Source organism: Enterobacter sp. DNB-S2 (assembly GCF_019443845.1).
GTDB lineage: Bacteria > Pseudomonadota > Gammaproteobacteria > Enterobacterales > Enterobacteriaceae > Enterobacter > Enterobacter asburiae_B.
The window spans coordinates 3,122,084-3,146,777 of the sequence record NZ_CP050520.1 but is presented as its reverse complement, the minus strand read 5'-3'; the positions used below and the strand labels follow the sequence as shown (position 1 = coordinate 3,146,777).

The window sequence follows — 24,694 nt, the reverse complement described above, 5'->3', positions numbered from 1 at the left end:
TGGAGACGAAAAATTAAAGGATTAAGTAGCGCACGCAGGCTATTTAATCCTTAATTTAGTGGGGCAATTTGTGTTGAGCGTCGCGCTTAGCGGTCTTTTCTCCACGCATCGGCGGTCAATGCTTCACCAAAATGACCGGCAATCAGTCGTTTTGTCAGCTCATGAAGCGGGGAGGCCATCACATCCGCCGTGCTGCCGCGCTCGACAACTTCGCCCTGGTGCATGACCATCACCTGATCGCTGATGTGCTTCATCATTCCCAGATGCTGGGTGACGTAGATATACGAGATCCCCTGTTTTTCCTGCAATTCCAGCATCAGGTTAATCAGCTGCGAGCGCATCGACATATCCAGCGAGGCAAGCGCTTCATCCGCAATGATCACTTTTGGCCGCAAAATCAACGCACGCGCCAGGCCCAGGCGCTGTTTCTGGCCGGGGGCCAGCATATGCGGGTAGTAGCTTTCGTGATCCGGCAACAGCCCAACCATACGCAGGGTTTCAAATACGCGCTTACGGCGCGCCTCTGGCTCCAGGTCGGTGTTCAGACGCAGCGGAAAATCGAGGATCTGAGAGATGCGCTGGCGCGGGTTAAGCGAGGTCGAGGGATCCTGGAAAATCATGCGGATGCGCTGGCTGCGGAAAGAGTAATCGCCGAACGTCAGAGGATGATCGTCAATCAACACTTCGCCTGCAGTCGGTTCAACCATGCCGGCGAGCATTTTCGCCAGGGTGGATTTCCCGGAACCGTTCTCGCCGATGATCGCCAGGGTCTGTTTTTCACGCAGCGTAAAGCTCAGCGGCTTCACCGCGTCGACAGTTTGACGATGAAACAGCCCCGTGCGGTAGCGAAAGGTCTTACTCAGGTTGCGAACTTCCAGTAAGGTTTCGACCATTTCACTCTCTCTCCATGTTCAGCGGGAAATGACAGGCGTACAGATGATTCTTGGCCCCGGCCAGGCGTGGCGTCTCGATACATTTACGCTGAGCATAGGGGCACCTTGGCCCCAGACGACAGCCTATCGGCAGGGATTCCAGCAGCGGAATCGCCCCCGGCAGGGTATTCAGGCGGCTCTTATGCGGCATCGCGCTGCCAAAATCCGGAATGGCGCGGATAAGCGCCTGCGTATAGGGATGATGCGGCGCGCCGATCAGATCTTCACTCGGCGCGGTTTCGACCGTTTGCCCGCAGTACATGACGTCAATTTTATCCGCCCATTTGCTGAGCATTTGCAGGTCATGGCTGATCAGCAAAATGGTGGTGTTGTTATTCTGGTTGAGACGCGACAGCAGGCGAAAAATTTGCGCCTGCGTGGTGGGTTCCATCGCGTTGGTGGGCTCATCCGCAATCAGCAAACGCGGCTGATTTGCCAGCGCGATGGCAATCATCACTTTCTGACATTCGCCGTCGGTCAGCTCATAGGGGAAGCTGCGCATCGCATCTTTGTGATCTTTAATCCCAACGCGGTGTAAAAGCTCGATGGCGCGGCGCTTGCGCCAGCCAACGCGTTGCCACCAGCGGCCTTTATAGGTCCAGCCGGGAATGTTCTGCATGAGCTGTTTACCCACGCGTTCGGACGGGTCGAGACAGGACTGCGGCTCCTGGAAAATCATCGAGACGTTATGCCCGACAAGCTTTCTCCGCTCGCGGGGGGAGAGACGCAGCAGATCGATATCGTCAAAACGCATACGGTCTGCCGTCACGCGCCAGTTGTCTTTCGCCACGCCGCAGATAGCCTTGGCAATCAGGCTTTTTCCCGAGCCGGATTCCCCCACCAGCCCGCGAATTTCACCCTCCGCAAGGGTGATGCTGATGCGATCGACGGCTTTAACCCAGCCTTCACCGGTTTTGAATTCGATAGTGAGGTTGCGAATATCAAGAAGCGGCATTATTGCACCCCCGCGTTAATTGCACGGCGAATACCGTCGCCCAGCAGGTTGATAAGCAGCACGCTCACCATAATGGCCGCACCCGGCAGCATGACCGTCCACGGTGCCACGTAGATCAACTCCAGCGCGTCGCCGAGCATCGCACCCCATTCGGGCGACGGCAGCTGTGCACCGAGGTCGAGAAAGCCGAGCGCCGCGATGTCCAGGATCGCCATCGACAGGGCGCGGGTGATCTCAGTGACCAGCCCGGCGGCGATGTTGGGCAGCACGGCAAACCACAGAATGTTGAAGGTCGTCGCGCCGTCCAGACGCGCGGCGACGACGTACTCTTTTTCCAGCTCATCATGCACCATGCTGTAAACCGAGCGCACGATGCGGGGCAGGATAGCCAGCCAGACGGCGAACATGGCGTGCGACAGGTGCGGACCGGCAAAGGCAACAACAATGATTGCCAGCAGCAGGGACGGAATCGACAGCAGCGTATCCAGAATGTGGTTAAGGACCGCCGAACGCAGGCCATGGGTGGATCCCGCAAAAATACCGAGCGCCAGCCCGCAGATCGTAGCCGCGAGCGTCACCACAAATGCGCCGCCCACCGTCGGGGCTGCACCGCTCAACAGGCGGCTCAACACGTCACGTCCGAGGTCGTCCGTTCCCAGGAAGAAAGAGACTTCACCGTAGCGCGACCAGGACGGCGGCAGCAGCTGATAGCCAAGGAACTGCTGGTCGATGCCGTACGGCGCAAACCACGAGCCAAAGACGCAAAGCAACACCAGTCCGGCGCAGCCGTAAAGGCCGATCATCGCCGTGGTGTCACCATAGAATTTACGCCACACGGTACGCAGCACGCCGGGCGTGCGCTTTTCACTGTATACGCTATCGTAAGGCATACCATTCCTTATGCTTCAATGGGTTAGCCATGGCACCCAGAATATCGGACAACACGTTAACAATAATCACCAGCGAACCAATCACCATCACGCCCGCAGAAATAGCGGCGTAGTCCTGCTGGCGGATGGCGTTAATCAGCCATCGCCCCAGGCCTGGCCAGCTAAAGACCATCTCGGTAATCATCGCCAGCGTCAGCATGGTGGAAAACTGTAATCCCAGACGCGGAATAACCGGCGGCAGCGCGTTGTGCAGGACGTTGCGGCGCAGTATGGTCAGGCGGGACAACCCGCGCGTGGCCGCGGCTTTGACGTAGTTCTGGTCAAACACCTCGATAGTGCTCAGGCGCATCAGGCGGATCACTTCGGTTGTTGGCGCAACCGCCAGCGTCAGTACCGGCAATACCATATGGCGCACGGCGCTGACGATCATCTCATGGCGCCACACCGAATCGGACAGCCACGCATCAATGATGGCAAAACCCGTCACCGTTTTAACCGTATAGAGCAGGTCAAAACGACCTGAAACCGGCAGCCAGCCCATCGTCAGCGAGAAGAACAGCGTCAGCAGCAGCGCCAGCCAGAATACCGGGATGGAGAAGCCGAACAGGGCGAGGGCGCTGATAAACTTATCCTGCCATTTATTGCGATAGATCCCGGCCAGCATGCCCACGGGGATCCCGACCATCAGGGCAAAGCCGAAGGCCAGAATACACAGCTCCATCGTGGCCGGGAAAACCTCTTTCAGCTGCTGAGAAATCAGCTGCCCGTTAATGCTGGACACGCCGAAATCCCAGTGCAGCAGCCCGTTAAACCAGAACAGCCAGGCATCCCACAGCGACGACCCCTGGAGCGGGGCGTGGGGCGTGAAATAGCTCAGGCTGAAGCCGACAAAGTTCAGGAAAAAGAGCGTCACCAGCAGCAAAAGGAGCCGACGTAAGGTAAAAATAATCATGGTTTTTTCACCTCTTGTTCTTTTTCACGCGACACGCCGGCGAACGAGGCGTTGCCGAACGGACTCAGCACCAGGCCTTTAATATCGTAACGATAGGCCTGAAGACGCAGGGAAGAGGCCAGCGGCAGCACCGGCAGTTCCTGGGCAAGGATCTTCTGCGCTTCATCATAGGCGTCGATGCGTGAGGCCAGCTGCTGGGAAGCCAGCGCTTTTTGCAGCACGGCGTCAAACTCCCGGTTACACCAGTGGGCGTAGTTGGTCTGCGAATTTATCGCCGCACAGCTCAGGAGCGGCCGGAAGAAACTGTCCGGATCGTTACTGTCGGTCGCCCAGCCGGTCAGGGTTAAATCATGATTCATGTCCATCAGGCGCGCCTCCTGGAAACGGCCCTCAACCGGTACGATGATCACTTTGACGCCCACCTGCGCCATATCTGCCTGCAGCAGTTCGGCGGTCTTGAGCGGGCTCGGGTTCCACGCCTGGGAGCTGGTTGGCACCCAAAGCTGCAGCGTGAGGTTTTCCGCCCCCAGCGCCTTCAGCTGTTCACGCGCTTTTGCCGGATTGTATTCCGTAATTTTAGCTTCACCGTCATAGGCCCACGAGGCGCGCGGTAAAATTGAGGCGGCGGTTTCCGCCGTGCCGTAGTAGATCGACTGCATCAAACGCTGGTTGTTAATCGCCAGCGCCAGAGCGTGACGTACGGCAGGGTTATTCAACGGCGGCTTATCCGTGTTAAAGGCCAGATAAGCGATATTCATGCCGGGGCGTAACGTCAGGCGCAGGCGCGGATCGTCACGCAAAATGGTGAGCTGGCTGGCCGCGGGCCAGGCGAGCACGTCGCACTCCCCAGTGAGCAGTTTTGACAGACGTCCCGTTCCACCTGAACCGAGATCGACCACCACCTGCGGCATCAGCGGGGGGCCGCGCCAGAAATGCTCATGACGCTGCAGACGAATATATTGTCCGGCGCGGTATTCAGCGAGCTGGAACGGACCGGTGCCGACCGGCTGACGATCGAGCAACTCCTGACGATCTTTTTTCGTCAGGTTCGCCGCGTATTCAGCGGACATGACTGACGCATAGTGGGTCGCCAGGTGCCAGAGGAAGGAGGCATCCGGGCGCGTCAGCGTAAATTCAACCGTCCGGTTGTCCAGCTTGCGCACGCTCTTGACGGTGTCGGCAAACTGCAGGCTGTCGAAATAGGGGAAATTATCCCCGTTAACGTTATGCCACGGGTGGTTGCGGTTAAAGATGCGCTGGAAGGTAAAGACCACGTCATCTGCGTTCAGCCTGCGCGTGGGGGTAAACCACGGCGTGCGCTGAAACGCGACGTCATCGCGCAGGTGAAAACGGTAGGTTGCGCCGTTATCCAGCACTTCCCAGCTTTCCGCCAGCTCAGGCACCAGACGGTAGGTGTATGGGTCAACATCAAGCAGACGGTCGTAAAGCTGCGCGGCCAGGGTATCCACGATCAGGCCGCTGCCCGCTTTTTGCGGGTTGAAGGTATCCACCTGGCCGCTTACGCAATAGACAAAGCCGCTGTCACGAATGTCAGGCTGGGGAGTTTGCCCGGGCGCGGCAAAGGCCAGGCTGCTAAACAGACCGAGTGCTAAAAAGGACGATAAAACCAGACGCATAATTTTTAAGGTTTTTAGGTTCGATCTGCAAAGTGTATCGCACTTACGCCTGCTTCGTAAAAATGTCTGCAGGTAAGTGCTGATATTGTCAGCGCATTTGATGCTTTTTGAGCAATGCCCTCAATTGATGGTAGGTCAGACCCAGCAGTTCAGCCGCCCGTTTCTGGTTATATTTTGCCGACTTCAGGCTTTGCTCCAGCAGCTGTTTCTCCTGATCGTTCTGGAACTGGCGTAAATCAAGGGGGAGAGTAGGGAGATCGCCTGAAGGCGCTGGTGCGGACAGTGGCGCTGCGCTGCGCTGAAAAGGATCGATAATGATATTGTCCAGCTCCGTCTCGCTGCTGCCGTGGCGATAGACGGAGCGCTCCACGACGTTTTTCAGTTCGCGGATATTTCCCGGCCAGTGGTAAGCCAGCAGCGTCTCCTGCGCATAATCGCTGAAGCCGGGGAACAGCGGCAGTCCGAGCTCGCGGCACATCTGAATCGCAAACTGGTCAGCCAGCAGCATGATGTCGCTTCTGCGCTCGCGCAGGGGTGGAAGCTGAACGACGTCAAAGGCCAGGCGGTCAAGCAGGTCGGCACGGAATTTCTCCTCCGCCACCATCTCCGGCAGGTTGGCGTTCGTGGCGCACACCAGGCGTACGTTAACCTGCAGCGGCTGGCTGCCGCCGACGCGCTCCAGCTCGCCGTACTCAATCACGCGCAGCAGTTTTTCCTGCACCAGCATGGGCGCGGTGGCCAGCTCATCCAGAAACAGCGTCCCGCCGTCGGCGCGCTCAAAGCGTCCGGGATGGCGTTTCTGGGCACCGGTAAACGCCCCCGCTTCATGGCCGAAGAGCTCGGTGTCGAGCAGGTTTTCATTCAGCGCCGCGCAGTTAAGGGAAATGAAGGGGCCATCCCAGCGCCCGGAGAGGTAATGCAGACGGTTGGCTATCAGCTCTTTCCCCGTTCCGCGTTCACCGACGATCAGCACCGGTTTATTGAGCGGCGCCAGGCGAGAGACCTGTTCCAGCACTTCGAGAAAGCTGTTTGCTTCGCCGAGTAAATTGTCTTTGTATCCGGGCATGATGAAATTAACCACTCCTTAGCGATATTCACCAGGGAAGAATAGTCTGTTGCTGCGCAAAAATCAATCAGACTCTGTAAAATCAACAAGATAAAAACCTGGCATGATGTTTGTATTATCCGTACAGCAGGGCATAGCCCGATAACAGAACTATGAGGATTTGATTATGGGTATTTTTTCTCGTTTTGCCGACATCGTGAACGCCAACATCAACTCACTGCTTGAGAAAGCGGAAGATCCGCAGAAGCTGGTACGTCTGATGATTCAGGAGATGGAAGACACGCTGGTTGAAGTGCGTTCAACCTCCGCCCGCGCGCTGGCGGAGAAAAAACAGCTTACGCGTCGTATTGAACAGGCAACCGCTCAGCTGAACGAATGGCAGGAAAAAGCGGAGCTGGCGCTGCGTAAAGACAAAGAGGATCTGGCCCGTGCGGCGCTGATCGAAAAACAGAAGCTGGCTGATATGGTCGCGACGCTCGAGCATGAAGTGACGCTGGTGGACGACACGCTCACCCGTATGAAGAAAGAGATTGGTGAGCTTGAAAACAAACTGAGCGAAACCCGCGCGCGTCAGCAGGCGCTGACCCTGCGTCACCAGGCGGCAAGCTCCTCCCGCGACGTGCGTCGTCAGCTGGACAGCGGTAAGCTCGATGAAGCGATGGCGCGTTTTGAATCGTTTGAACGTCGTATCGACCACATGGAAGCGGAAGCCGAAAGCCACGGCATCGGCAAGCAGAAGTCGCTGGATCAACAGTTCGCCGATCTGAAGGCTGATGATGAAATCAGCGAGCAGCTGGCGGCACTGAAAGCCAAAATGAAGCAAGACAACCAATAATAATTCCTGCGGCACCTGAGCGTGCCGCATCATAAGACAAGGAGTACACATGAGCGCGCTTTTTCTGGCCATTCCCCTGACAATTTTCGTGCTGTTCGTTTTGCCGATTTGGCTATGGCTGCACTACAGCAACCGTTCTTCTCGGGGCGAACTCTCCCAGAGTGAACAACAGCGTCTGGTACAGCTCTCCGACGAGGCGAACAAAATGCGCGAACGCATTCAGGCGCTGGAAGCCATCCTGGATGCTGAGCATCCAAACTGGAGGGACCGTTAATGTCTGGACTGAATCTGAACAAAAAGCTGTGGCGTATTCCACAGCAGGGCATGGTGCGCGGCGTTTGTGCCGGGCTGGCTCACTATCTTGATGTCCCGGTCAAGCTGGTCCGCGTGGTCGCGGTGCTATCGATCTTCTTTGGCCTGGCGTTTATTACCCTGGTGGCATATATCGTCCTGTCGTTTGTTCTTGACCCGATGCCCGAAGGAGAACTGGCTGCGGAGGGAGCCCCGACCAGCAGCGATCTTCTCAATGCCGTTGATGAGCAACTCGCCGCCGGTGAGAAGCGGCTACGGGAAATGGAACGCTATGTCACGTCGGATACCTTTACGCTGAGAAGTCGCTTTCGTCAGCTTTAAGAGAGAGATGAGATGAAACAACACTGGCAACAGGCCGGTCAGAAGGTAAAACCCGGCCTGAAAATCGCAGGTAAACTGGTCCTGCTGACCGCGTTACGGTTCGGCCCGGCAGGTGTGGCGGGTTGGGCGATCAAATCCGTTGCCCGCAAACCGGTCAGAATGGTGCTGGCCGTGGCGCTCGAACCACTGCTGCAAAAGGTGGCAAAACGGCTTTCTCGCCGTTACTTATCCCAATAATTCCTGCTGGCGTTAGCCCTTTCCCTGACGGGGGAGGGACTGGCGACGGTTAACCGCATTTCCTCTTTTCCCGGTTCTTTCTTTGCGGCAGCTCACAATATTGCGCTGAGCTGCTTTGCAATCACCTTTTTCTCCTTTCTGGTCCGTTGACAGATATTTTTCATGGGAGTAGATTGCCACTCCGTGGGACCGCTACCATGGAAAATGAAATGAATACAAAAATTAAAGAACTCATTAATCTTGTTTACGGGGAAACGTTTTCTGACGCCCATCTTAATGTGCTGCTGGAAAATATTGGAAATGCCGCTTCTGTTATTACGGAAAAACGTAAAACGGGTTGGGATGAAAAAGACGTTGTCCTGATTACCTATGCCGATCAGTTTTCAGCGAAAGGGGAGAAGGCGCTACCGGTGTTTACACGTTTTTATAACAGGTGGCTTTCTCGTTCTTTTTCTCATGTTCATCTCTTGCCTTTTTATCCATGGTCTTCGGACGACGGGTTTTCGGTTATCGATTATCACGAAGTTGCACCGGAAACCGGAACGTGGCGAGACGTTGCCGAATTAAAACAGTCAGCCAGTTTAATGTTCGATTTCGTATGCAACCATATGTCAGCCAAAAGCAAATGGTTCGCTAATTACCTGAAGCAAATGCCAGGATATGAAGATTTCTTTATTTCTGTCGATCCTGAAACAGACTTATCCGCGGTGACGCGTCCGCGTGCCTTACCGCTTCTTACGCCTTTCACGCTGCATGACGGCAGCGTGCGACACCTGTGGACCACCTTCAGCGAGGACCAGGTCGATCTCAATTTCGCCTCTCCGCAGGTGCTGATCGCGATGGTTGACGTGCTGCTGCATTACCTGATTGAAGGGGCGCGATACATTCGTCTGGATGCGGTGGGATTCATGTGGAAAATACCCGGAACAAACTGCATCCACCTTGAGCAAACTCACCAGCTCATCCAGCTTTTCCGCGCGATTACCGAGGCTGTCGCCCCTGGAACGGTGATTATTACCGAGACGAACGTTCCGCATAAAGATAACGTTGCTTACTTCGGTGACGGCGAAAATGAAGCGCAGATGGTTTATCAGTTCTCTTTGCCCCCGCTGGTGCTGCATGCGGTGCATTCTCAGGACGTCCGGACGCTGAGCCAGTGGGCAGCGTCGCTGACGTTGCCTTCCACGAAAACCACCTGGTTTAACTTCCTGGCCTCGCATGACGGGATTGGTCTGAATCCGTTACGCGGAATTTTACCCGAGTCGGAAATCCTCTCGCTTGTGGAAAAACTTCAGGCTGAAGGGGCGTTGGTTAACTGGAAAAATAACCCGGATGGTACACGCAGTCCTTATGAAATTAATGTGACCTATCTGGATGCTTTAAGTACGCGTGACGGTCTTGATAGCGATCGGATTGCCCGGTTTATTCTGGCGCATGCCGTCCTTTTAAGCTTCCCCGGCGTGCCTGCGGTTTATATCCAGAGCATTCTCGGTTCCCGTAATGATTATGCAGGTGTTGAACGCCTGGGATATAACCGTGCGATTAATCGTGAGAAATACACGGCAGGGCAAATTGATAGCCTGCTTGAAGATAAAAATAGCCTGCGTTCTCAGATCTATTGCTCGTTAAGCCAGTTAATCGCGCTGCGTCGGGCGGAGAAAGCATTCCATCCTGACAGTGAAGCTTATTTCAGTACGTTAGGTAGACATGTTTTAAAAATCGTTCGCGTGGCGGATTGTGGTGAGAAAGTAACGGCGCTGTTTAATTTCAGTGATGGCATTCAAACGGTGGAATCCGATATTCATTCCGGAACGGAGTTGATTTCCGGGAAAGATATTACAGATAAAACGCTGACCCTATATCCATGGCAGGTGTTGTGGATTAAAGAAAACTAAAAAGGACCTTAAAAATGAAAATGCCCAGAATTGTGCTGATTTCAGCACTGGTTTCGTGCGCCTTGTTATCAGGGTGCAAGGACGACAAAAAGTCTGCTGTCACCATTGAGTTTATGCACTCGTCAGTCGAGCAGGAGCGCCAGGCGGTTATCACGAAGCTTATCGAAAAGTTCGAGAAAGAGAACCCCGGCATCACGGTGAAACAGGTGCCGGTAGAAGAGGATGCCTACAACACCAAGGTCATTACGCTCGCCAGAACTGGCGCGCTGCCAGAGGTGATTGAGGTCAGCCATGACTACGCGAAAGTTATGGACAAGGAACAGCTCCTGGATCGCAAAGCTATCGGCGAAGCCATTAAAGCGGTAGGCGAGGACACCTTCTATGACGGCATTTTGCGTGTTGTTCGTACGGAAGACGGTTCTGCCTGGACGGGAGTGCCAGTCAGCGCCTGGCTATCCGGCGTCTGGTATCACAAAGATGCGCTTGCTGCGGCAGGTATCCAGGAGCCGCATAACTGGGAACAGCTGCTGAAAGCCAGCCAGAGGCTCAATGACCCGACCAAAAAACATTACGGCATTGCGCTGCCCACCGCCGAAAGCGTGATGACGGAGCAGGCATTCTCCCAGTTTGCGCTTTCCGGCGGCGCGAACGTTTTTGATGCCAAAGGGAACGTTGACATCGATACCCCTGAAATGGCAAAAGCCCTGGCGTTTTATAAAGATCTGGCCGCGACCACCATGCCGGGTTCAAACGACGTCATGGAGATCAAAGATGCCTTCATGAACGGTTCTGCGCCGATAGCGGTTTACTCCACCTACATCCTTCCGGCGGTATTCCAGGACGGAAACCCTGCCAACCTGGGCTTCGTCGTCCCAACAGAAACCTCTTCTGCCGTTTACGGCATGGTCACGTCGCTGACGATCACCACCGGTCAAACCGAAGATGAGACTCAGGCGGCTGAAAAGTTTGTGACCTGGATGGAGCAGGCTCAAAACGCAACCGACTGGGTCATGATGTCGCCCGGCGCGGCACTGCCGGTGAACAAGCTGGTGGTGGGTACCGATACCTGGAAAAACAACGATGTGATCAAAGCGTTTGGACAACTGCCTTACGAACTGATTGCGCAGTTCCCGAATGTGCAGGTGTTTGGCGCGGTGGGGGACAAAAACTTCACACGCATGGGCGATGTTACCGGGTCCGGCATCATCAGTTCCATGGTGCATAACGTCACGGTGGGGAAAAAAGATCTCAGCAACACGCTTAGTAACAGCCAGAAGCGTCTGACCGATCTGATTTCACAACGATAGGAGCGCTCTGCGGAAGGAAATTATGAAGACGTTGTTTTCTGGTCGTTCAGATATGCCTTTCGCCATGCTGCTGTTGGCCCCCAGCCTGATTTTGCTGGGGGGCCTGGTGGCCTGGCCAATGATTTCCAATATTGAAATCAGTTTCTTACGTCTGCCGCTTAACCCGCGCATTAGCGCTGTGTTTGTCGGGCTGGATAATTACATTCGCATTCTCAGTGATGCAGCATTCTGGCACTCGCTGTGGATGACGTTCTGGTACACCGCGCTGGTGGTGATCGGCAGCACGGGGTTGGGGCTGGCGGTGGCGATCTTCTTTAACCGTGAATTCCGTCTGCGGAAAACGGCACGTTCACTGGTGATTTTGTCCTACGTCACCCCGTCCATTTCGCTGGTTTTTGCATGGAAATACATGTTCAACAACGGCTACGGCATTGTGAACTATCTGGGCGTTGACCTGCTGCATCTGTATGACCAGGCGCCGCTGTGGTTCGACAATCCAGGCAGCAGCTTTGTACTGGTGGTGCTGTTCGCCATCTGGCGCTACTTCCCGTACGCGTTCATTTCGTTCCTCGCGATTTTGCAGACCATTGATAAGTCGCTGTATGAAGCGGCGGAAATGGACGGCGCGAATGCCTGGCAACGTTTTCGAATCGTTACGCTGCCCGCGATTATGCCGGTGCTGGCAACGGTGGTGACGCTCCGCACTATCTGGATGTTCTACATGTTTGCGGATGTCTACCTGTTGACGACCAAGGTCGATATTTTGGGCGTCTACCTCTACAAAACCGCATTCGCTTTCAACGATTTGGGTAAGGCTGCGGCGATCTCTGTCGTGCTGTTCGTGATCATCTTCGCGGTGATTCTGCTGACCAGAAAAAGGGTAAACCTCAATGGCAACAAATAAACGCGTACTGAGCCGTATTGGTTTTTATCTCGGGCTGGCGGTGTTTCTGGTCATCACGCTGTTCCCGTTCTTCGTGATGCTGATGACGTCGTTTAAGAGTGCGAAAGAGGCGATATCGCTTAACCCGACCATTTTGCCTCAGGCGTGGACGCTGCAGCATTACGTCGACATCTTTAACCCGCTGATTTTCCCGTTCGTGGACTATTTCAAAAACAGCATGATGGTGTCGCTGACCTCCTCGGTGATTGCCGTATTTCTCGGCACGCTGGGGGCTTACGCCTTGTCCAAACTGCGTTTTAAGGGCCGCACGACGATCAATGCGAGTTTCTACACCGTCTACATGTTCTCCGGGATATTGCTGGTGGTGCCGCTGTTCAAAATCATCACTGCCCTTGGGATCTACGACACCGAGCTGGCGCTGATTATCACCATGGTGACCCAAACGTTACCGACAGCGGTGTTCATGCTGCGCAGCTATTTCGACACCATCCCGGACGAAATCGAAGAAGCCGCGATGATGGACGGCCTTAACCGCCTGCAAATCATCTTTCGCATCACCGTGCCGCTGGCGATTTCCGGGCTCGTGTCGGTGTTTGTCTACTGCTTCATGGTGGCGTGGAACGACTATCTGTTTGCGTCCATTTTCCTGTCCAGCGCCAGCCATTTCACCTTGCCGGTTGGGCTGAACACGCTCTTTAGCACGCCAGATTATATCTGGGGTCGCATGATGGCGGCATCGCTGGTGACGGCGCTTCCGGTTGTCATCATGTACGCCCTGTCTGAACGTTTTATTAAAAGTGGTTTGACCGCCGGTGGCGTGAAGGGCTGAGGCGGCCAATTTTAACAAGGAGTCAGTCATGAAAAAATTAGTTGCGACAGCGCCTCGTGTAGCGGCGCTGGTGGAATATGAAGATCGTCCGGTTGCCGTCCATGAAGTGAAAATTCGCGCCCGCTTTGGCGCGCCGAAACACGGTACCGAAGTGGTGGATTTCCGCGCCGCCAGTCCGTTTATTGACGAAGAGTTCAACGCGGAGTGGCAGATGTTTACCCCGCGTGAAGAGGGGGCGGCCCGCGGGATCGAATTCGGTAAGTTCCAGCTGGGCAATATGATTGTTGGCGAGATTATCGAATGCGGTGCTGACGTCACGGAATACCAGATCGGCGACAGCGTCTGCTGCTACGCACCGCTGCAGGAAACGGTGATCGTTAACGCGGTAAATAACTATAAGCTGCGCAAAATGCCGCAGGGCGCCTCCTGGAAAAACGCCGTTTGCTACGATCCGGCGCAGTTCGCCATGAGCGGCGTGCGTGATGCCAACGTCCGCGTGGGCGACTTTGTTGTCGTGGTCGGTCTGGGAGCCATTGGGCAAATTGCGATCCAGCTGGCGAAAAAAGCCGGTGCGTCAATCGTCATCGGCGTCGACCCTATCGAACACCGCTGTGAGATTGCCCGCCGTCATGGGGCAGACCACTGTCTGAACCCAATCGGCACCGATGTCGGTCTGGAAATCAAAAAGCTGACCGGGAAGCAGGGCGCGGACGCGATCATCGAAACCAGCGGCTTTGCAGATGCGCTGCAGTCCGCGCTGCGCGGGCTCGCCTATGGCGGCACTATCTCCTACGTAGCCTTCGCGAAACCGTTCGCGGAAGGCTTTAACCTCGGCCGCGAAGCGCATTTCAATAACGCGAAGATTGTCTTCTCCCGCGCCTGTAGCGAACCCAACCCGGATTACCCGCGCTGGAACCGTAAACGTATTGAAGAGACCTGCTGGGAACTGCTGATGAACGGCTATCTAAATTGTGAAGATCTCATCGACCCGGTCGTCACCTTCACCACCAGCCCGGAAAGCTACATGAAGTATGTCGATCAGCACCCGGAACTGAGCATCAAAATGGGCGTCACTTTTTAAGCTAAGGAAAGCAAAACATGAAAATCGCAACACAAAATCAGGCCTTTTTCCCGGTCAATATCATGGAGAAATTCCAGTACATCAAAGCGATGGGTTTTGATGGCTACGAAATTGACGGCAAGCTGCTGGTGGAAAACCTCGCCGAGGTAAAAGCGGCGATTAAGGCCACCGGTCTGCCGGTGACGACGGCCTGTGGCGGATACGATGGCTGGATTGGCGACTTCATCGAAGAACGTCGTCTGAACGGGTTACAGGAGATTGAACGTATCCTGGAAGCGCTGGCTGAAGTGGGCGGCAAGGGCATTATCGTGCCTGCTGCCTGGGGAATGTTTACCTTCCGTCTGCCGCCAATGACCTCTCCACGCAGCCTGGACGGTGACCGCAAAGCCGTAAGCGCCTCCCTGCGCTGGCTGGATGAGGTAGCGGCGCGCACCGGAACGACCGTCTACCTGGAACCGCTGAACCGCTATCAGGATCATATGATCAACACCCTGGCTGATGCGCGTCGCTATATCGAAGAGAACGGCCTGAAGCACGTGCAGATCATCGGCGATTTCTATCATATGAACATCGAAGAAGACTCGCTGACGGATGCGCTGTATCAGCACCGCGATCTGCTGGGCCATGTGCACATCGCAGATAACCACCGCTACCAGCCGGGCAGCGGCAGCCTCGATTTTGCCAGCCTATTCGATCGGCTGCGTGCGGATAACTACCGGGGTTACGTGGTGTATGAGTGCCGTGTTCGCGCCGAGGATCCGGCTCAGGCATACCGGGATTCGCTCACTTACTTGCGTAAATGCTAAGGATGACGAGCGTGATGAGTGCTTCTACACCTTCGCCTCTGCGCGTCGCCATCATTGGCGCCGGGCAGGTCGCGGATAAAGTGCATGCCTCGTATTACGCCACGCGCAGGGATGTTCAGATGGTGGCTGTCATGGACAGCCACCCTGAACAGGCTCGGGCGTTTGCGGAACGTCATGGTATTCCCTCGGCATGGCAGGATGCGCGAGAGATGCTCGAGGCGGTTAAGCCGGATGTGGTGAGCGTCTGTTCGCCTAACCGGTTCCATTTCGGGCACGTCATGGCAGCGCTGGAAGCAGGCTGCCACGTGATGTGTGAAAAACCGCCTGCTATGACGCCGCAGGAGGCAGATCGGATGCGCATGGCCGCGCGCAAGGCAGGAAAAGTGCTGGCGTATGATTTTCACCATCGTTTTGCTCTTGATACGCAACTGCTGCGTGAAGCTGTGATAAAGGGGGAACTGGGCGAAATTTATTACACTACGGCGCAGGCGCTACGCCGCTGCGGGGTTCCCGGCTGGGGCGTCTTTACCAACAAAACGCTTCAGGGCGGTGGGCCGCTGATTGATATCGGCATCCATATGCTCGATGCCGCGATGTACGTGCTGGGGTTCCCGGCGGTAAAAAAGGTGACGGCACACAGCTTCCAGAGGCTGGGAAATCGTAAAAGCAGCGGCCAGTTTGGCGAGTGGGATCCCACGCAGTTTACCGTTGAAGATGCCCTGTTTGGCACCATTGAATTTTGCAACGGCGGCATTCTGCGTCTGGACACGTCGTTTGCGCTCAATATCCGTGAACAATCCATCATGAACGTCGCATTCTGCGGCGAAAAGGCTGGCGCCATGCTGTTCCCGGCGCACATCTACAACGACGAAGCCGGTACTTTAGTCACCCTCACGCAGCGTGAAGAGGCTGACGATCGGCGTCATATGCGCAGTATGGATGCCTTCGTACGGCATGTGCAGGGAGAACCCGTCATGATCGCTGATGCGGAGCAGGGGCTGGTTATCCAGCAGCTCGTCGCCGCGCTGTATGAATCAGCAGAAACAGGGGAAAGCGTGACGTTATGCTAAACGTGTCTGTATTAACCGACCCGGGCTTTTGTCCACACAGCCTGAATAAATACGCCTCCATCATGGCCTGCGGTAATGGCTACATGGGGATCCGCGCTGCGCACGAAGAAGATTACACCCAGCAAACCAGAGGCATGTATCTTGCGGGCCTCTATCATCGTGCTGGTCGCAACGAGACCACTGAGCTGATCAATCTGCCGGATATCATCGGTATCGATGTTGAGCTGGATGGCTTCAATTTCACGCTCCTGTCAGGCGAAATCCTCGAGTGGCAGCGCGAGCTGGCGTTTGCTAATGGCGAGCTTCGTCGCAGCGTCGTCTGGCGCTCGCCTGACGGGAAACGCTATCGTCTGGAGAGCCGTCGTTTTGTGTCGCTGGACCAGTTGCCCTTAGTGGCCATGCAGCTTTCGATTACACCGCTCGATACCGCCACGCAGGCCGTGGTGCAAACCGGCATTGACGCAACGCAAACGAACAGCGGCAGACAGCATCTGGATGAAATGTCGGTCAGAGTGTTCGACCAGCAATATATGCAGGGCGTGTATGAAACGCAGGACCGCGCGTCTGAGATTGTTGTTTCAGCATATTGTCAGCTCTCCGCGAAGAGCGATAGCTGTTTCACCGCCAAAAATCGTCGTCTCAGCGTTCATCATTCGCTGACGATTGCTAAGGGTGACACTGTCACGCTTGAAAAAATCGTCTGGGTGGCACATCGCAGTGATAAAGCACTGTCGCAGGCCTCGTTCGCCCGAAACGCGCTGGCCGATCTTAAGGTCTGTGCGGCAAGAGGCTACGACGCCTTGCTTGAGAGTTCGGCGTGTGCCTGGCAAGAGGTCTGGTGCGATGCTCGGGTGGAGGTGGAGTCTACGGAACATCAGGATCAGATGGCGCTGGATTACGCCGTCTGGCATTTGACGACCATGACGCCAGCCCATGATGAGCGAAGCAGTATCGCCGCCAAAGGGCTGACGGGCGAGGGGTATAAAGGCCACGTCTTCTGGGATACCGAAATTTTCCTGCTGCCTTTCCATCTCTTCACGCGACCTCAAATCGCCCGTAGCCTGCTGCGCTATCGTTGGCTCAACCTGGCCGGGGCGCGGGAAAAAGCCCGTCGCAACGGCTGGCCCGGCGCGTTGTTCCCATGGGAAAGCGCCGCCAGCGGGCTGGAAGAGACGCCGGAGTTCGCGGCTATCAACATCCGAACCGGCACGCGCCAGAAGGTGGCCTCCGCGCTGGCGGAACACCACATCGTGGCGGACATTGCCTGGGCCGTCGTCGCTTACTGGCAGGCGACGCAGGATGAGACCTTTATGCGAAACGAAGGCCTGACGCTGCTGATGGAAACCGCCGCGTTCTGGATGGGCCGCGCGACGGAAATTAATGGTCGTCTCGAAATCCATGATGTTATCGGACCGGACGAATACACCGAGCATGTGAACAACAACGCGTATACCAACTATCTGGCCTGGCACAACGTTGCCTGCGCTCGCCAGTTTATGGCGATATTTGGGCGCGAGGATGAAGGTTTTACGCACAAAGCGACACGGTTCCTGACGTGCTTATGGCTGCCGGAGGCCAATCCAGACGGTGTGATCCCGCAGGATGATACCTTCATGGCCAAACCGGCCATTGATCTCAGCCGCTACAAAGCCAAAGCGGGTAAGCAGACCATTCTGCTCGATTATTCCCGCGCGGAAGTCAACGACATGCAGATCCTTAAGCAGGCTGATGTGGTGATGCTTACCTACCTGTTGCCGGAGCGGTTTACCCCTCAGGAGTGTGCCGCCAATCTGGCGTTCTACGAGCCCCGCACGATCCATGACTCTTCGCTGAGCAAGGCCATTCACGGCATTGTGACTGCCCGCTGTGGTGACGTCGAAGGTGCCTACGCCTTCTGGCGCGATGGCGTCGCCATCGATCTTGGGGACGACCCGCACAGCTGCGATGACGGAATTCACGCCGCTGCGACCGGCGCTATCTGGTCCGGCGTCATTCAGGGCTTTGCCGGTATGCAGATAGTGGATGGGGAGCTGCATCTTTCGCCCAGGTTGCCGGCCCACTGGCGAAGACTGGCATTCCCGCTGCGCTGGCGAAATGCAACGCTGCACTTCACCTGTGAAAACGAGGTGTTAACCATTGAAGCTTCGGCACCTTCCATGCTGACGCTGTGGGGCAAGACGCTACACGTATCGGGGCGGACAGTTTGCGCTTATAAGGATTTTCTTGCACCTGTTAATGGGACCGCTACCACGGAGGGGCGCCATGACGCTTAAGGCGGTTGTATTCGATCTGGACGGTGTGATCACCGATACCGCACACCTCCATTTTCTGGCCTGGCGTGCAGTGGCGGATGAAATCGGCATCACCTTCGACGAAGTATTTAACGAACAGCTGAAGGGCATTAGCCGCATGGATTCCCTGCAGCGCATCCTGAAGCATGGCGGGAAAGAGGGAATGTTCAGCCATGAGCAGTGCCTCGCGCTGGCGACGAAAAAGAACGCGCTCTATGTCCAGTCTCTGGCGTCGCTGACGGAGGATTCACTGCTTCCCGGTATTCGCGACGTGCTGGCGGATATCCGTGCGGCGAAGGTCAAAATTGGGCTAGCCTCCGTTTCCCTGAATGCCCCGGGGATCCTGCACGCGCTGGGCATTCATCAGGCCTTCGATTTTTGTGCCGATGCTTCCCGTATTCGCCGTTCAAAGCCAGACCCGAAGATCTTCCTTGCTGCCTGTGCAGGCCTGAATGTGCGTCCTGACGCGGCTATAGGTATCGAAGATGCACCTGCAGGCGTTGAGGCGATCAACGCGGCGGGAATGCTATCGGTTGGGATTGGATCTGGCCTGAACCATGCGGGTTTACAACTTCATTCAACGCGGGAACTGACCTGGAAATGCCTGATGGAGTTTTGGGCATCCCGGACGTATTGATAAGGAATTAACAATGGCTCAACTGTCCCTGAAACACATTCAGAAAATCTATGATAACCAGGTCCACGTGGTTAAGGATTTCAGTCTCGAAATCGAAGACAAGGAGTTCATCGTCTTCGTCGGGCCTTCGGGCTGCGGTAAATCCACGACGCTGCGCATGATTGCCGGTCTGGAGGAGATCAGCGCGGGTGAACTGATTATTGACGGGGTGTGCATGAATGACGTGCCCGCCAAGTCACGCGATATCGCGATGGTGTTCCAGAACTATGCGCTTTATCCGCATATGACGGTCTACGACAACATGGCGTTCGGCCTGAAGATGCAAAAAATTGCGCCTGTGGTTATCGACGAGCGCGTTAACTGGGCGGCACAGATCCTCGGATTACGCGAGTACCTCAAGCGTAAACCGGGCGCGCTGTCCGGCGGCCAGCGACAGCGCGTGGCGTTGGGCAGGGCGATCGTGCGCGAAGCGGGTGTGTTCCTGATGGATGAACCGCTCTCCAACCTTGATGCCAAGCTTCGCGTGCAGATGCGGGCTGAAATCAGCAAGCTGCACCAGAAGCTCAACACCACGATGATTTACGTGACCCACGACCAGACGGAAGCCATGACGATGGCGACCCGCATCGTGATCTTAAAAGACGGAATTATTCAGCAGGTCGGCGCTCCGAAGCAGGTGTACAACGAACCGGCAAATATGTTTGTTGCAGGGTTTATTGGATCGCCAGCCATGAATTTCATTCGCGGCGCTATCGACGATCGCTATTTCGTCACGGAAACGCTGCGTCTGGCGATCCCGGAAGACAAGCTCGCTTCACTGAATGCCGCAGGGTATCAGCGCAAAGCGGTGGTGTTTGGGATCCGCCCGGAAGATATTCTCACTCTGCAGAGCAGTGGTAAAAATATCGCGGCGAAAGTCAGCGTAGCCGAACTGACCGGCGCAGAATTTATGCTTTACGCCACCGTTGGCGGTCATGAGCTGGTGGTTCGCGCTGGCGCGGCGAATGATTATGCCGCAGGGGATAATATCAATATCCAGTTCGATATGAATAAGTGCCATTTCTTCGACGCTGAAACCGAAGCGGCTATTAGATAAGAAAGGTGTTCGCCGGAAATGCAAATTTCCGGTTTTTTTGTTTGTTACTTATAAAGGGAAAATTAAATGAGTACTCTACTAAGAAGTGCTGCGCTCGTTCTGTGCGCAGGAGTTAGCTGTGCACAAGCATCAGAAGCAGCTAAACAGTGGGAATTTAATATTGGCGCAATGTATGAAATCGAAAACGTTGAGGGGCAGGGCGACGATAAAGATGGATTATATGAACCTTCCGTATGGTTTAATGCAACCTGGGATGCGTGGACTATTTCGCTGGCGATGTATCAGGAGGGGCCGGTTGATTACAGCAGTATGACCCGTGGAACCTATTTCGATCGTCCTGAATTTCAATTACGCTATCGCTTTATCGGAACCGATAATTTCACCTTCGGTCTGACCGGCGGTTTCCGTAATTATGGTTATCACTTTAAAGATGAGCACGGTGCCAAAGACGGCAGCGCTAATATGCAGCGCTACAAAGTTCAGCCTGACTGGGATATTAAATTAACCGACGACTGGCGTTTTGGCGGCTGGTTTGCCATGTATCAGTTTGCTAACGATCTGCAAAAAACCGGCTATGCTGACAGCCGCGTTGAAACCGAAACGGGTTTTACCTGGACCATTAACGAAACCTTTGCGGCTAAAGTGAATTATTATTTAGAGCGCGGCTTCAATATGGACAGTTCCCGTAATAACGGCGAATTTTCTACTCAGGAAATTCGTGCCTATCTGCCCATTTCGTTAGGCCAGACCACCTTAACGCCTTATACCCGCCTGGGGCTCGATCGCTGGTCTAACTGGGACTGGCAGGACGATCCTGAGCGTGAAGGACACGATTTCAACCGACTCGGTCTCCTCTACGCTTACGATTTCAACAATGGTTTATCCATGACGCTGGAATACGCCTATGAGTGGGAAAACCACGATGAAGGCGAAAGCGACCGCTTCCACTATGCGGGGGTTGGCGTAAACTACGCTTTCTGACCGACTGCAGGCCAGGGGCTCTACGCCCCTGGTTTTAGCGAAGGGAAGCAGCCAACAAAAAGTGAGTATCAACCAGCACTTTTTGCGGAGCGGGATGACCCGCAATACGCCTGAAAAGAAGATCGCAGCTCTCTTCCCCCAGCTTTCGGGTGGGGATATCAAAGCCGCCAGGCGAGGGCGTTAAAATGAGAGACAGCATCGGGTCACTGTATCCGGCTATCACCACCTGCTCCGGGATCATCAGGTTCAACTCATCCGCCGCGCGATAGAGGCTAAGTAACTTCATGCTGTCGGTAGCGAATACTGCATCAGGCGGCGTGGGTGAAGACAACAATTCCAGCGCTGCCGTAAGCGCACTCTCATGGGTATAACCGCCATCCCTGATCCAGTCCGGGTTAAGGGCAATATGGTGCTTTTCCAGACTGGCTTTATAGCCCGCAAGGCGATCGATCGAAACATGATAATCAAGCGGGGCATGCAGACAGGCAATTTTACGGCGTCCGTTTTTAATAAAGGTTTCGGTCAGCGTGGCGCTGTCATGGAAATTATCCGTGTCGACGGAATAGATATTTTGATACTCACCTTCCACTTTACCGATAACCACTACCGGTACGCCATACGCATCCAGAGTGGTGAAAAAGGATTCATTTGCCGGTGAGCTCAGCATAATGATCCCTTTGATCATCTTCTGTTTTATTTTACTCACGCATTTCAGCAGATCGTCTTCGCTGCTTTTTGACGTTTGTAAAATAACGTCAAATCCTTCTTCTTCCGCTTTTGCCGTAATGGCATGCAGGACATCGGAGAAAAAAGGATTACCGGCAGTGGTTTTGGTTGAACGGGTCGAAATAACCATAATGGCATCGAAGCCTGAAGAGGTCAGGGCGCGGGCCAGTTTGTTGGGCTGATAATTTAATTCGTCAATCGCCTTCAGCACTTTTTCACGCGCTTCGGGAGAAATATTCGTTTGTTTATTCAGAACGCGGGAAACGGTTGATTTCGATACGCCCGCAACCCGTGCGATATCATAGATGGTGGGTGACATACACCTTACTCACTCCGGACTGACAGCAATACCGTTCATCTTACTGGAGAGAAAACGGCAATAGCAATAAATAAGAATTGATAATCAACGATCTGCCCCCATTTATTGTATTCTGAAGCCATGCATTCAAGGCTTCCAGGCAAAGAAGGACGGCGATGAAGCGACTTAAAAACGAAATCAATTCACTGGTGAACCGCGGCGTTGACCGTCATCTGCGTCTGGCCGTGACGGGGCTGAGCCGCAGCGGTAAGACGGCGTTTATCACCGCGATGGTGAACCAGCTCCTGAACCTGCACGCCGGGGCGCGTCTGCCGCTGCTCAGCGCGGTGCGGGAAGAACGCCTGCTGGGCGTGAAGCGCGTTCCTCAGCGTGATTTTGGGATTCCACGTTTTACCTATGACGAAGGGCTGGCGCAGCTCTATGGCGATCCGCCCATGTGGCCGACGCCGACGCGAGGGGTGAGTGAAATTCGCCTCGCGCTCCGCTTTCGCTCCAATGAATCCCTGATGCGCCACTTCAAGGATACTTCTACGCTGTACCTTGAAATCGTCGATTACCCCGGTGAATGGTTGCTCGACCTGCCGATGCTGGCGCAGGATTACCTCAGCTGGTCCCGCCAGATGACGGGCTTGTTACAGGGGCAGCGCGCCGGGTGGTCGGCCAAATGGCGACAGCTGTGCGAAGGCCTGGACCCGCTTGCGCCGGCCGATGAAAACCGTCTGGCGGCCATTGCCGAATCCTGGACGGCGTATCTGCACCAGTGCAAACAGGAAGGGTTGCACTTCATTCAGCCGGGTCGCTTTGTCCTGCCGGGTGATTTAGCGGGCGCGCCTGCGCTTCAGTTCTTCCCCTGGCCGGACGTGGACGGGGTGGGCGAGTCGAAGCTGGCGCAGGCCGACAGGCACACTAACGCCGGGATGCTGCGCGAGCGTTACAATTACTACTGTGAAAAAGTGGTCAAGGGATTCTATAAAAACCATTTCTTGCGATTTGACCGCCAGATTGTGCTGGTGGATTGTCTGCAGCCGCTCAACAGCGGGCCGCAGGCCTTCAACGATATGCGCCTGGCGCTGACGCAGCTGATGCAAAGTTTTCACTACGGGCAGCGGACGCTGTTTCGCCGTCTATTCTCACCGGTGATCGATAAACTGCTCTTTGCGGCCACCAAGGCCGATCACGTCACGGTCGACCAGCATGCCAATATGGTATCGCTTCTGCAGCAGCTGGTGCAGGACGCCTGGCAAAACGCCGCCTTCGAAGGGATCGGCATGGATTGCCTTGGGCTTGCGTCCGTACAGGCAACGCAAAGCGGGCTGATTGATCTTAACGGCGAGAAAATACCGGCATTACGCGGGAACCGGCTCAGCGACGGTGAACCGCTTACCGTGTATCCGGGCGAAGTGCCTGCGCGGCTGCCGGGCCAGGCCTTCTGGCAGAATCAGGGCTTCCAGTTTGAAGCCTTCCGCCCGCAGGCAATGAGAGTCGATCGGCCATTGCCACACATCCGTCTGGATGCGGCGCTGGAGTTTTTGATTGGAGATAAATTGCGATGACGGAACCGTTAAAACCGCGCATAGACTTTACCGGAACGCTTGAGCAGGATCCTCAGGAGGCGTTCAAAACCGCGCAGACGTTCAGCGGCACGCAGGCTGATAACTTTGCTCCGGCCCTGACAGAGGAGCCCGGCGTCGAGGAAGGTCCGGCAGAGGCGGTTGTCGAAGCCGCCCTGCGTCCAAAACGCAGCCTGTGGCGCAGGATGGTCACCGCCGGTCTGGCGCTGTTTGGCGTAAGCGTGGTTGGGCAGGGCGTGCAGTGGACGATGAATGCCTGGCAAACTCAGGACTGGGTCGCGCTGGGCGGATGTGCCGCGGGCGCGCTGATTGTGGGAGCGGGTATCGGGTCGGTTGCCACCGAGTGGCGGCGGCTCTGGCGTTTACGCCAGCGCGCGCACGAGCGTGATGAGGCGCGGGATCTGCTCCACAGTCACGGCACCGGTAAAGGCCGCGCGTTCTGTGAAAAGCTGGCCAGCCAGGCGGGAATCGATCAGTCGCATCCGGCGCTTCAGCGCTGGTATGCCGCCATCCATGAAACACAGAATGACCGGGAAGTGGTGACGCTCTACTCCCATATGGTTCAGCCGGTACTGGATGCCCAGGCGCGACGCGAGATCAGCCGTTCTGCGGCGGAATCCACCCTGATGATTGCCGTCAGCCCGCTGGCGCTGGTCGATATGGCTTTTATCGCCTGGCGTAACCTGCGCCTGATCAACCGTATCGCGAACCTTTACGGCATAGAGCTGGGTTACTACAGTCGACTCCGGCTGTTCAAGCTGGTCCTGCTCAATATCGCGTTTGCCGGGGCGAGTGAACTGGTGCGCGAAGTCGGAATGGACTGGATGTCGCAGGATCTGGCGGCGCGTCTTTCCGCTCGTGCCGCGCAGGGTATCGGCGCGGGATTATTGACCGCGCGTTTGGGGATTAAAGCGATGGAAGTCTGCCGTCCGCTGCCGTGGATTGATGGCGATAAGCCCCGGCTGGGGGATTTCAGGCGCGAGCTGATCGGCCAGCTTAAAGAGACGCTCAATAAAAAACCGGCTCCGTGAGGTTTTGTTCACT

Annotated in this window: 24 protein-coding genes; 17 read left to right on the top strand and 7 right to left on the bottom strand. The window is 55.4% G+C overall.

The annotated features are described in order from the left end of the window. Nucleotides 1–86 precede the first annotated feature (86 nt). From sapF to pspF, 6 genes are all read right to left on the bottom strand, one after another. On the bottom strand, nt 87–893 hold the full coding sequence (gene sapF, locus HB664_RS14965; protein WP_023312051.1) for a putrescine export ABC transporter ATP-binding protein SapF: 807 nt from the start codon (nt 891–893) through the stop codon (nt 87–89). A gap of 1 nt (nt 894) precedes the next feature. Beyond that, the gene (gene sapD, locus HB664_RS14960; protein WP_219939722.1) at nt 895–1,887 is read right to left on the bottom strand and encodes a putrescine export ABC transporter ATP-binding protein SapD; all 993 of its coding nucleotides are present in this window, start codon (nt 1,885–1,887) and stop codon (nt 895–897) included. After that, the gene (gene sapC, locus HB664_RS14955; protein WP_032656751.1) at nt 1,887–2,777 is read right to left on the bottom strand and encodes a putrescine export ABC transporter permease SapC; all 891 of its coding nucleotides are present in this window, start codon (nt 2,775–2,777) and stop codon (nt 1,887–1,889) included. The genes sapD and sapC overlap by 1 nt, the downstream gene beginning before the upstream one ends. Then, entirely contained in the window at nt 2,764–3,729 is a 966-nt protein-coding gene (gene sapB / locus HB664_RS14950; RefSeq protein ID WP_023312049.1) for a putrescine export ABC transporter permease SapB, read from the bottom strand. Before sapB ends, sapC begins: the two co-directional genes overlap by 14 nt. Further along, nucleotides 3,726–5,366, bottom strand: coding sequence for an ABC transporter substrate-binding protein SapA (gene sapA / locus HB664_RS14945; protein ID WP_219939721.1), 1,641 nt, complete (start codon nt 5,364–5,366; stop codon nt 3,726–3,728). Before sapA ends, sapB begins: the two co-directional genes overlap by 4 nt. 88 nt (nt 5,367–5,454) lie before the next feature. Continuing rightward, nucleotides 5,455–6,432, bottom strand: coding sequence for a phage shock protein operon transcriptional activator (pspF, locus tag HB664_RS14940; protein WP_033145730.1), 978 nt, complete (start codon nt 6,430–6,432; stop codon nt 5,455–5,457). A gap of 166 nt (nt 6,433–6,598) precedes the next feature. Between pspF and pspA the strand changes: the two genes are divergently transcribed. The 15 genes from pspA to HB664_RS14865 all read left to right on the top strand — a co-directional run bounded on the left by pspA (nt 6,599) and on the right by HB664_RS14865 (nt 21,034). Then, nucleotides 6,599–7,267 carry a phage shock protein PspA gene (gene pspA, locus HB664_RS14935; protein ID WP_029740507.1) on the top strand — a complete coding sequence of 223 codons (669 nt, stop codon included), beginning with the start codon at nt 6,599–6,601 and terminating at the stop codon, nt 7,265–7,267. A gap of 49 nt (nt 7,268–7,316) precedes the next feature. Then, a complete protein-coding gene (gene pspB, locus HB664_RS14930; protein ID WP_023312045.1) occupies nt 7,317–7,541 on the top strand; it encodes an envelope stress response membrane protein PspB in 225 nt (74 codons plus the stop codon). After that, entirely contained in the window at nt 7,541–7,900 is a 360-nt protein-coding gene (pspC, locus tag HB664_RS14925) for an envelope stress response membrane protein PspC (protein WP_023312044.1), read from the top strand. Before pspB ends, pspC begins: the two co-directional genes overlap by 1 nt. A gap of 12 nt (nt 7,901–7,912) precedes the next feature. Further along, nucleotides 7,913–8,137 carry a phage shock protein PspD gene (gene pspD, locus HB664_RS14920; protein ID WP_023312043.1) on the top strand — a complete coding sequence of 75 codons (225 nt, stop codon included), beginning with the start codon at nt 7,913–7,915 and terminating at the stop codon, nt 8,135–8,137. A 197-nt stretch (nt 8,138–8,334) separates the two neighbouring features. Continuing rightward, complete coding sequence (locus HB664_RS14915; RefSeq protein WP_309137257.1) at nt 8,335–10,032, top strand: sugar phosphorylase; 1,698 nt, start codon at nt 8,335–8,337, stop codon at nt 10,030–10,032. A 14-nt stretch (nt 10,033–10,046) separates the two neighbouring features. Further along, complete coding sequence (locus tag HB664_RS14910) at nt 10,047–11,339, top strand: ABC transporter substrate-binding protein (RefSeq protein ID WP_219939719.1); 1,293 nt, start codon at nt 10,047–10,049, stop codon at nt 11,337–11,339. Nucleotides 11,340–11,361: 22 nt separating this feature from the next. Then, entirely contained in the window at nt 11,362–12,243 is an 882-nt protein-coding gene (locus tag HB664_RS14905) for a carbohydrate ABC transporter permease (protein ID WP_023312040.1), read from the top strand. Beyond that, nucleotides 12,230–13,072, top strand: a complete 843-nt coding sequence (locus HB664_RS14900; protein WP_058841283.1) for a carbohydrate ABC transporter permease — start codon at nt 12,230–12,232, stop codon at nt 13,070–13,072. The genes HB664_RS14905 and HB664_RS14900 overlap by 14 nt, the downstream gene beginning before the upstream one ends. A 28-nt stretch (nt 13,073–13,100) precedes the next feature. After that, the gene (locus HB664_RS14895; protein WP_094935714.1) at nt 13,101–14,153 is read left to right on the top strand and encodes a zinc-binding alcohol dehydrogenase; all 1,053 of its coding nucleotides are present in this window, start codon (nt 13,101–13,103) and stop codon (nt 14,151–14,153) included. 17 nt (nt 14,154–14,170) lie between these two features. Further along, nucleotides 14,171–14,959 (top strand): sugar phosphate isomerase/epimerase, encoded by a 789-nt coding sequence (locus HB664_RS14890; RefSeq protein ID WP_143346903.1) that lies wholly within the window; start codon nt 14,171–14,173, stop codon nt 14,957–14,959. An 11-nt stretch (nt 14,960–14,970) separates the two neighbouring features. Beyond that, nucleotides 14,971–16,029 carry a Gfo/Idh/MocA family protein gene (locus tag HB664_RS14885; RefSeq protein WP_120785300.1) on the top strand — a complete coding sequence of 353 codons (1,059 nt, stop codon included), beginning with the start codon at nt 14,971–14,973 and terminating at the stop codon, nt 16,027–16,029. Continuing rightward, nucleotides 16,023–18,302, top strand: coding sequence for a glycoside hydrolase family 65 protein (locus tag HB664_RS14880; protein ID WP_219939718.1), 2,280 nt, complete (start codon nt 16,023–16,025; stop codon nt 18,300–18,302). The genes HB664_RS14885 and HB664_RS14880 overlap by 7 nt, the downstream gene beginning before the upstream one ends. Further along, entirely contained in the window at nt 18,292–18,957 is a 666-nt protein-coding gene (pgmB, locus tag HB664_RS14875) for a beta-phosphoglucomutase (protein WP_219939717.1), read from the top strand. Before HB664_RS14880 ends, pgmB begins: the two co-directional genes overlap by 11 nt. Nucleotides 18,958–18,970: 13 nt before the next feature. Further along, nucleotides 18,971–20,053: an ABC transporter ATP-binding protein gene (locus tag HB664_RS14870; protein WP_039262901.1), complete on the top strand. Its 1,083-nt coding sequence runs from the start codon at nt 18,971–18,973 to the stop codon at nt 20,051–20,053. Nucleotides 20,054–20,119: 66 nt separating this feature from the next. Further along, on the top strand, nt 20,120–21,034 hold the full coding sequence (locus tag HB664_RS14865) for an OmpG family monomeric porin (protein WP_047060998.1): 915 nt from the start codon (nt 20,120–20,122) through the stop codon (nt 21,032–21,034). 34 nt (nt 21,035–21,068) lie between these two features. On the opposite strand, the gene HB664_RS14860 is transcribed toward HB664_RS14865, so the two are convergent. Continuing rightward, nucleotides 21,069–22,079, bottom strand: coding sequence for a LacI family DNA-binding transcriptional regulator (locus HB664_RS14860; protein ID WP_033145717.1), 1,011 nt, complete (start codon nt 22,077–22,079; stop codon nt 21,069–21,071). A 155-nt stretch (nt 22,080–22,234) separates the two neighbouring features. On the opposite strand from HB664_RS14860, the gene HB664_RS14855 reads away from it, so the two are divergent. Continuing rightward, on the top strand, nt 22,235–23,632 hold the full coding sequence (locus HB664_RS14855; RefSeq protein ID WP_219939716.1) for a YcjX family protein: 1,398 nt from the start codon (nt 22,235–22,237) through the stop codon (nt 23,630–23,632). Next, nucleotides 23,629–24,681, top strand: coding sequence for a YcjF family protein (locus tag HB664_RS14850; protein WP_045400123.1), 1,053 nt, complete (start codon nt 23,629–23,631; stop codon nt 24,679–24,681). The genes HB664_RS14855 and HB664_RS14850 overlap by 4 nt, the downstream gene beginning before the upstream one ends. Nucleotides 24,682–24,694: the final 13 nt, after the last annotated feature.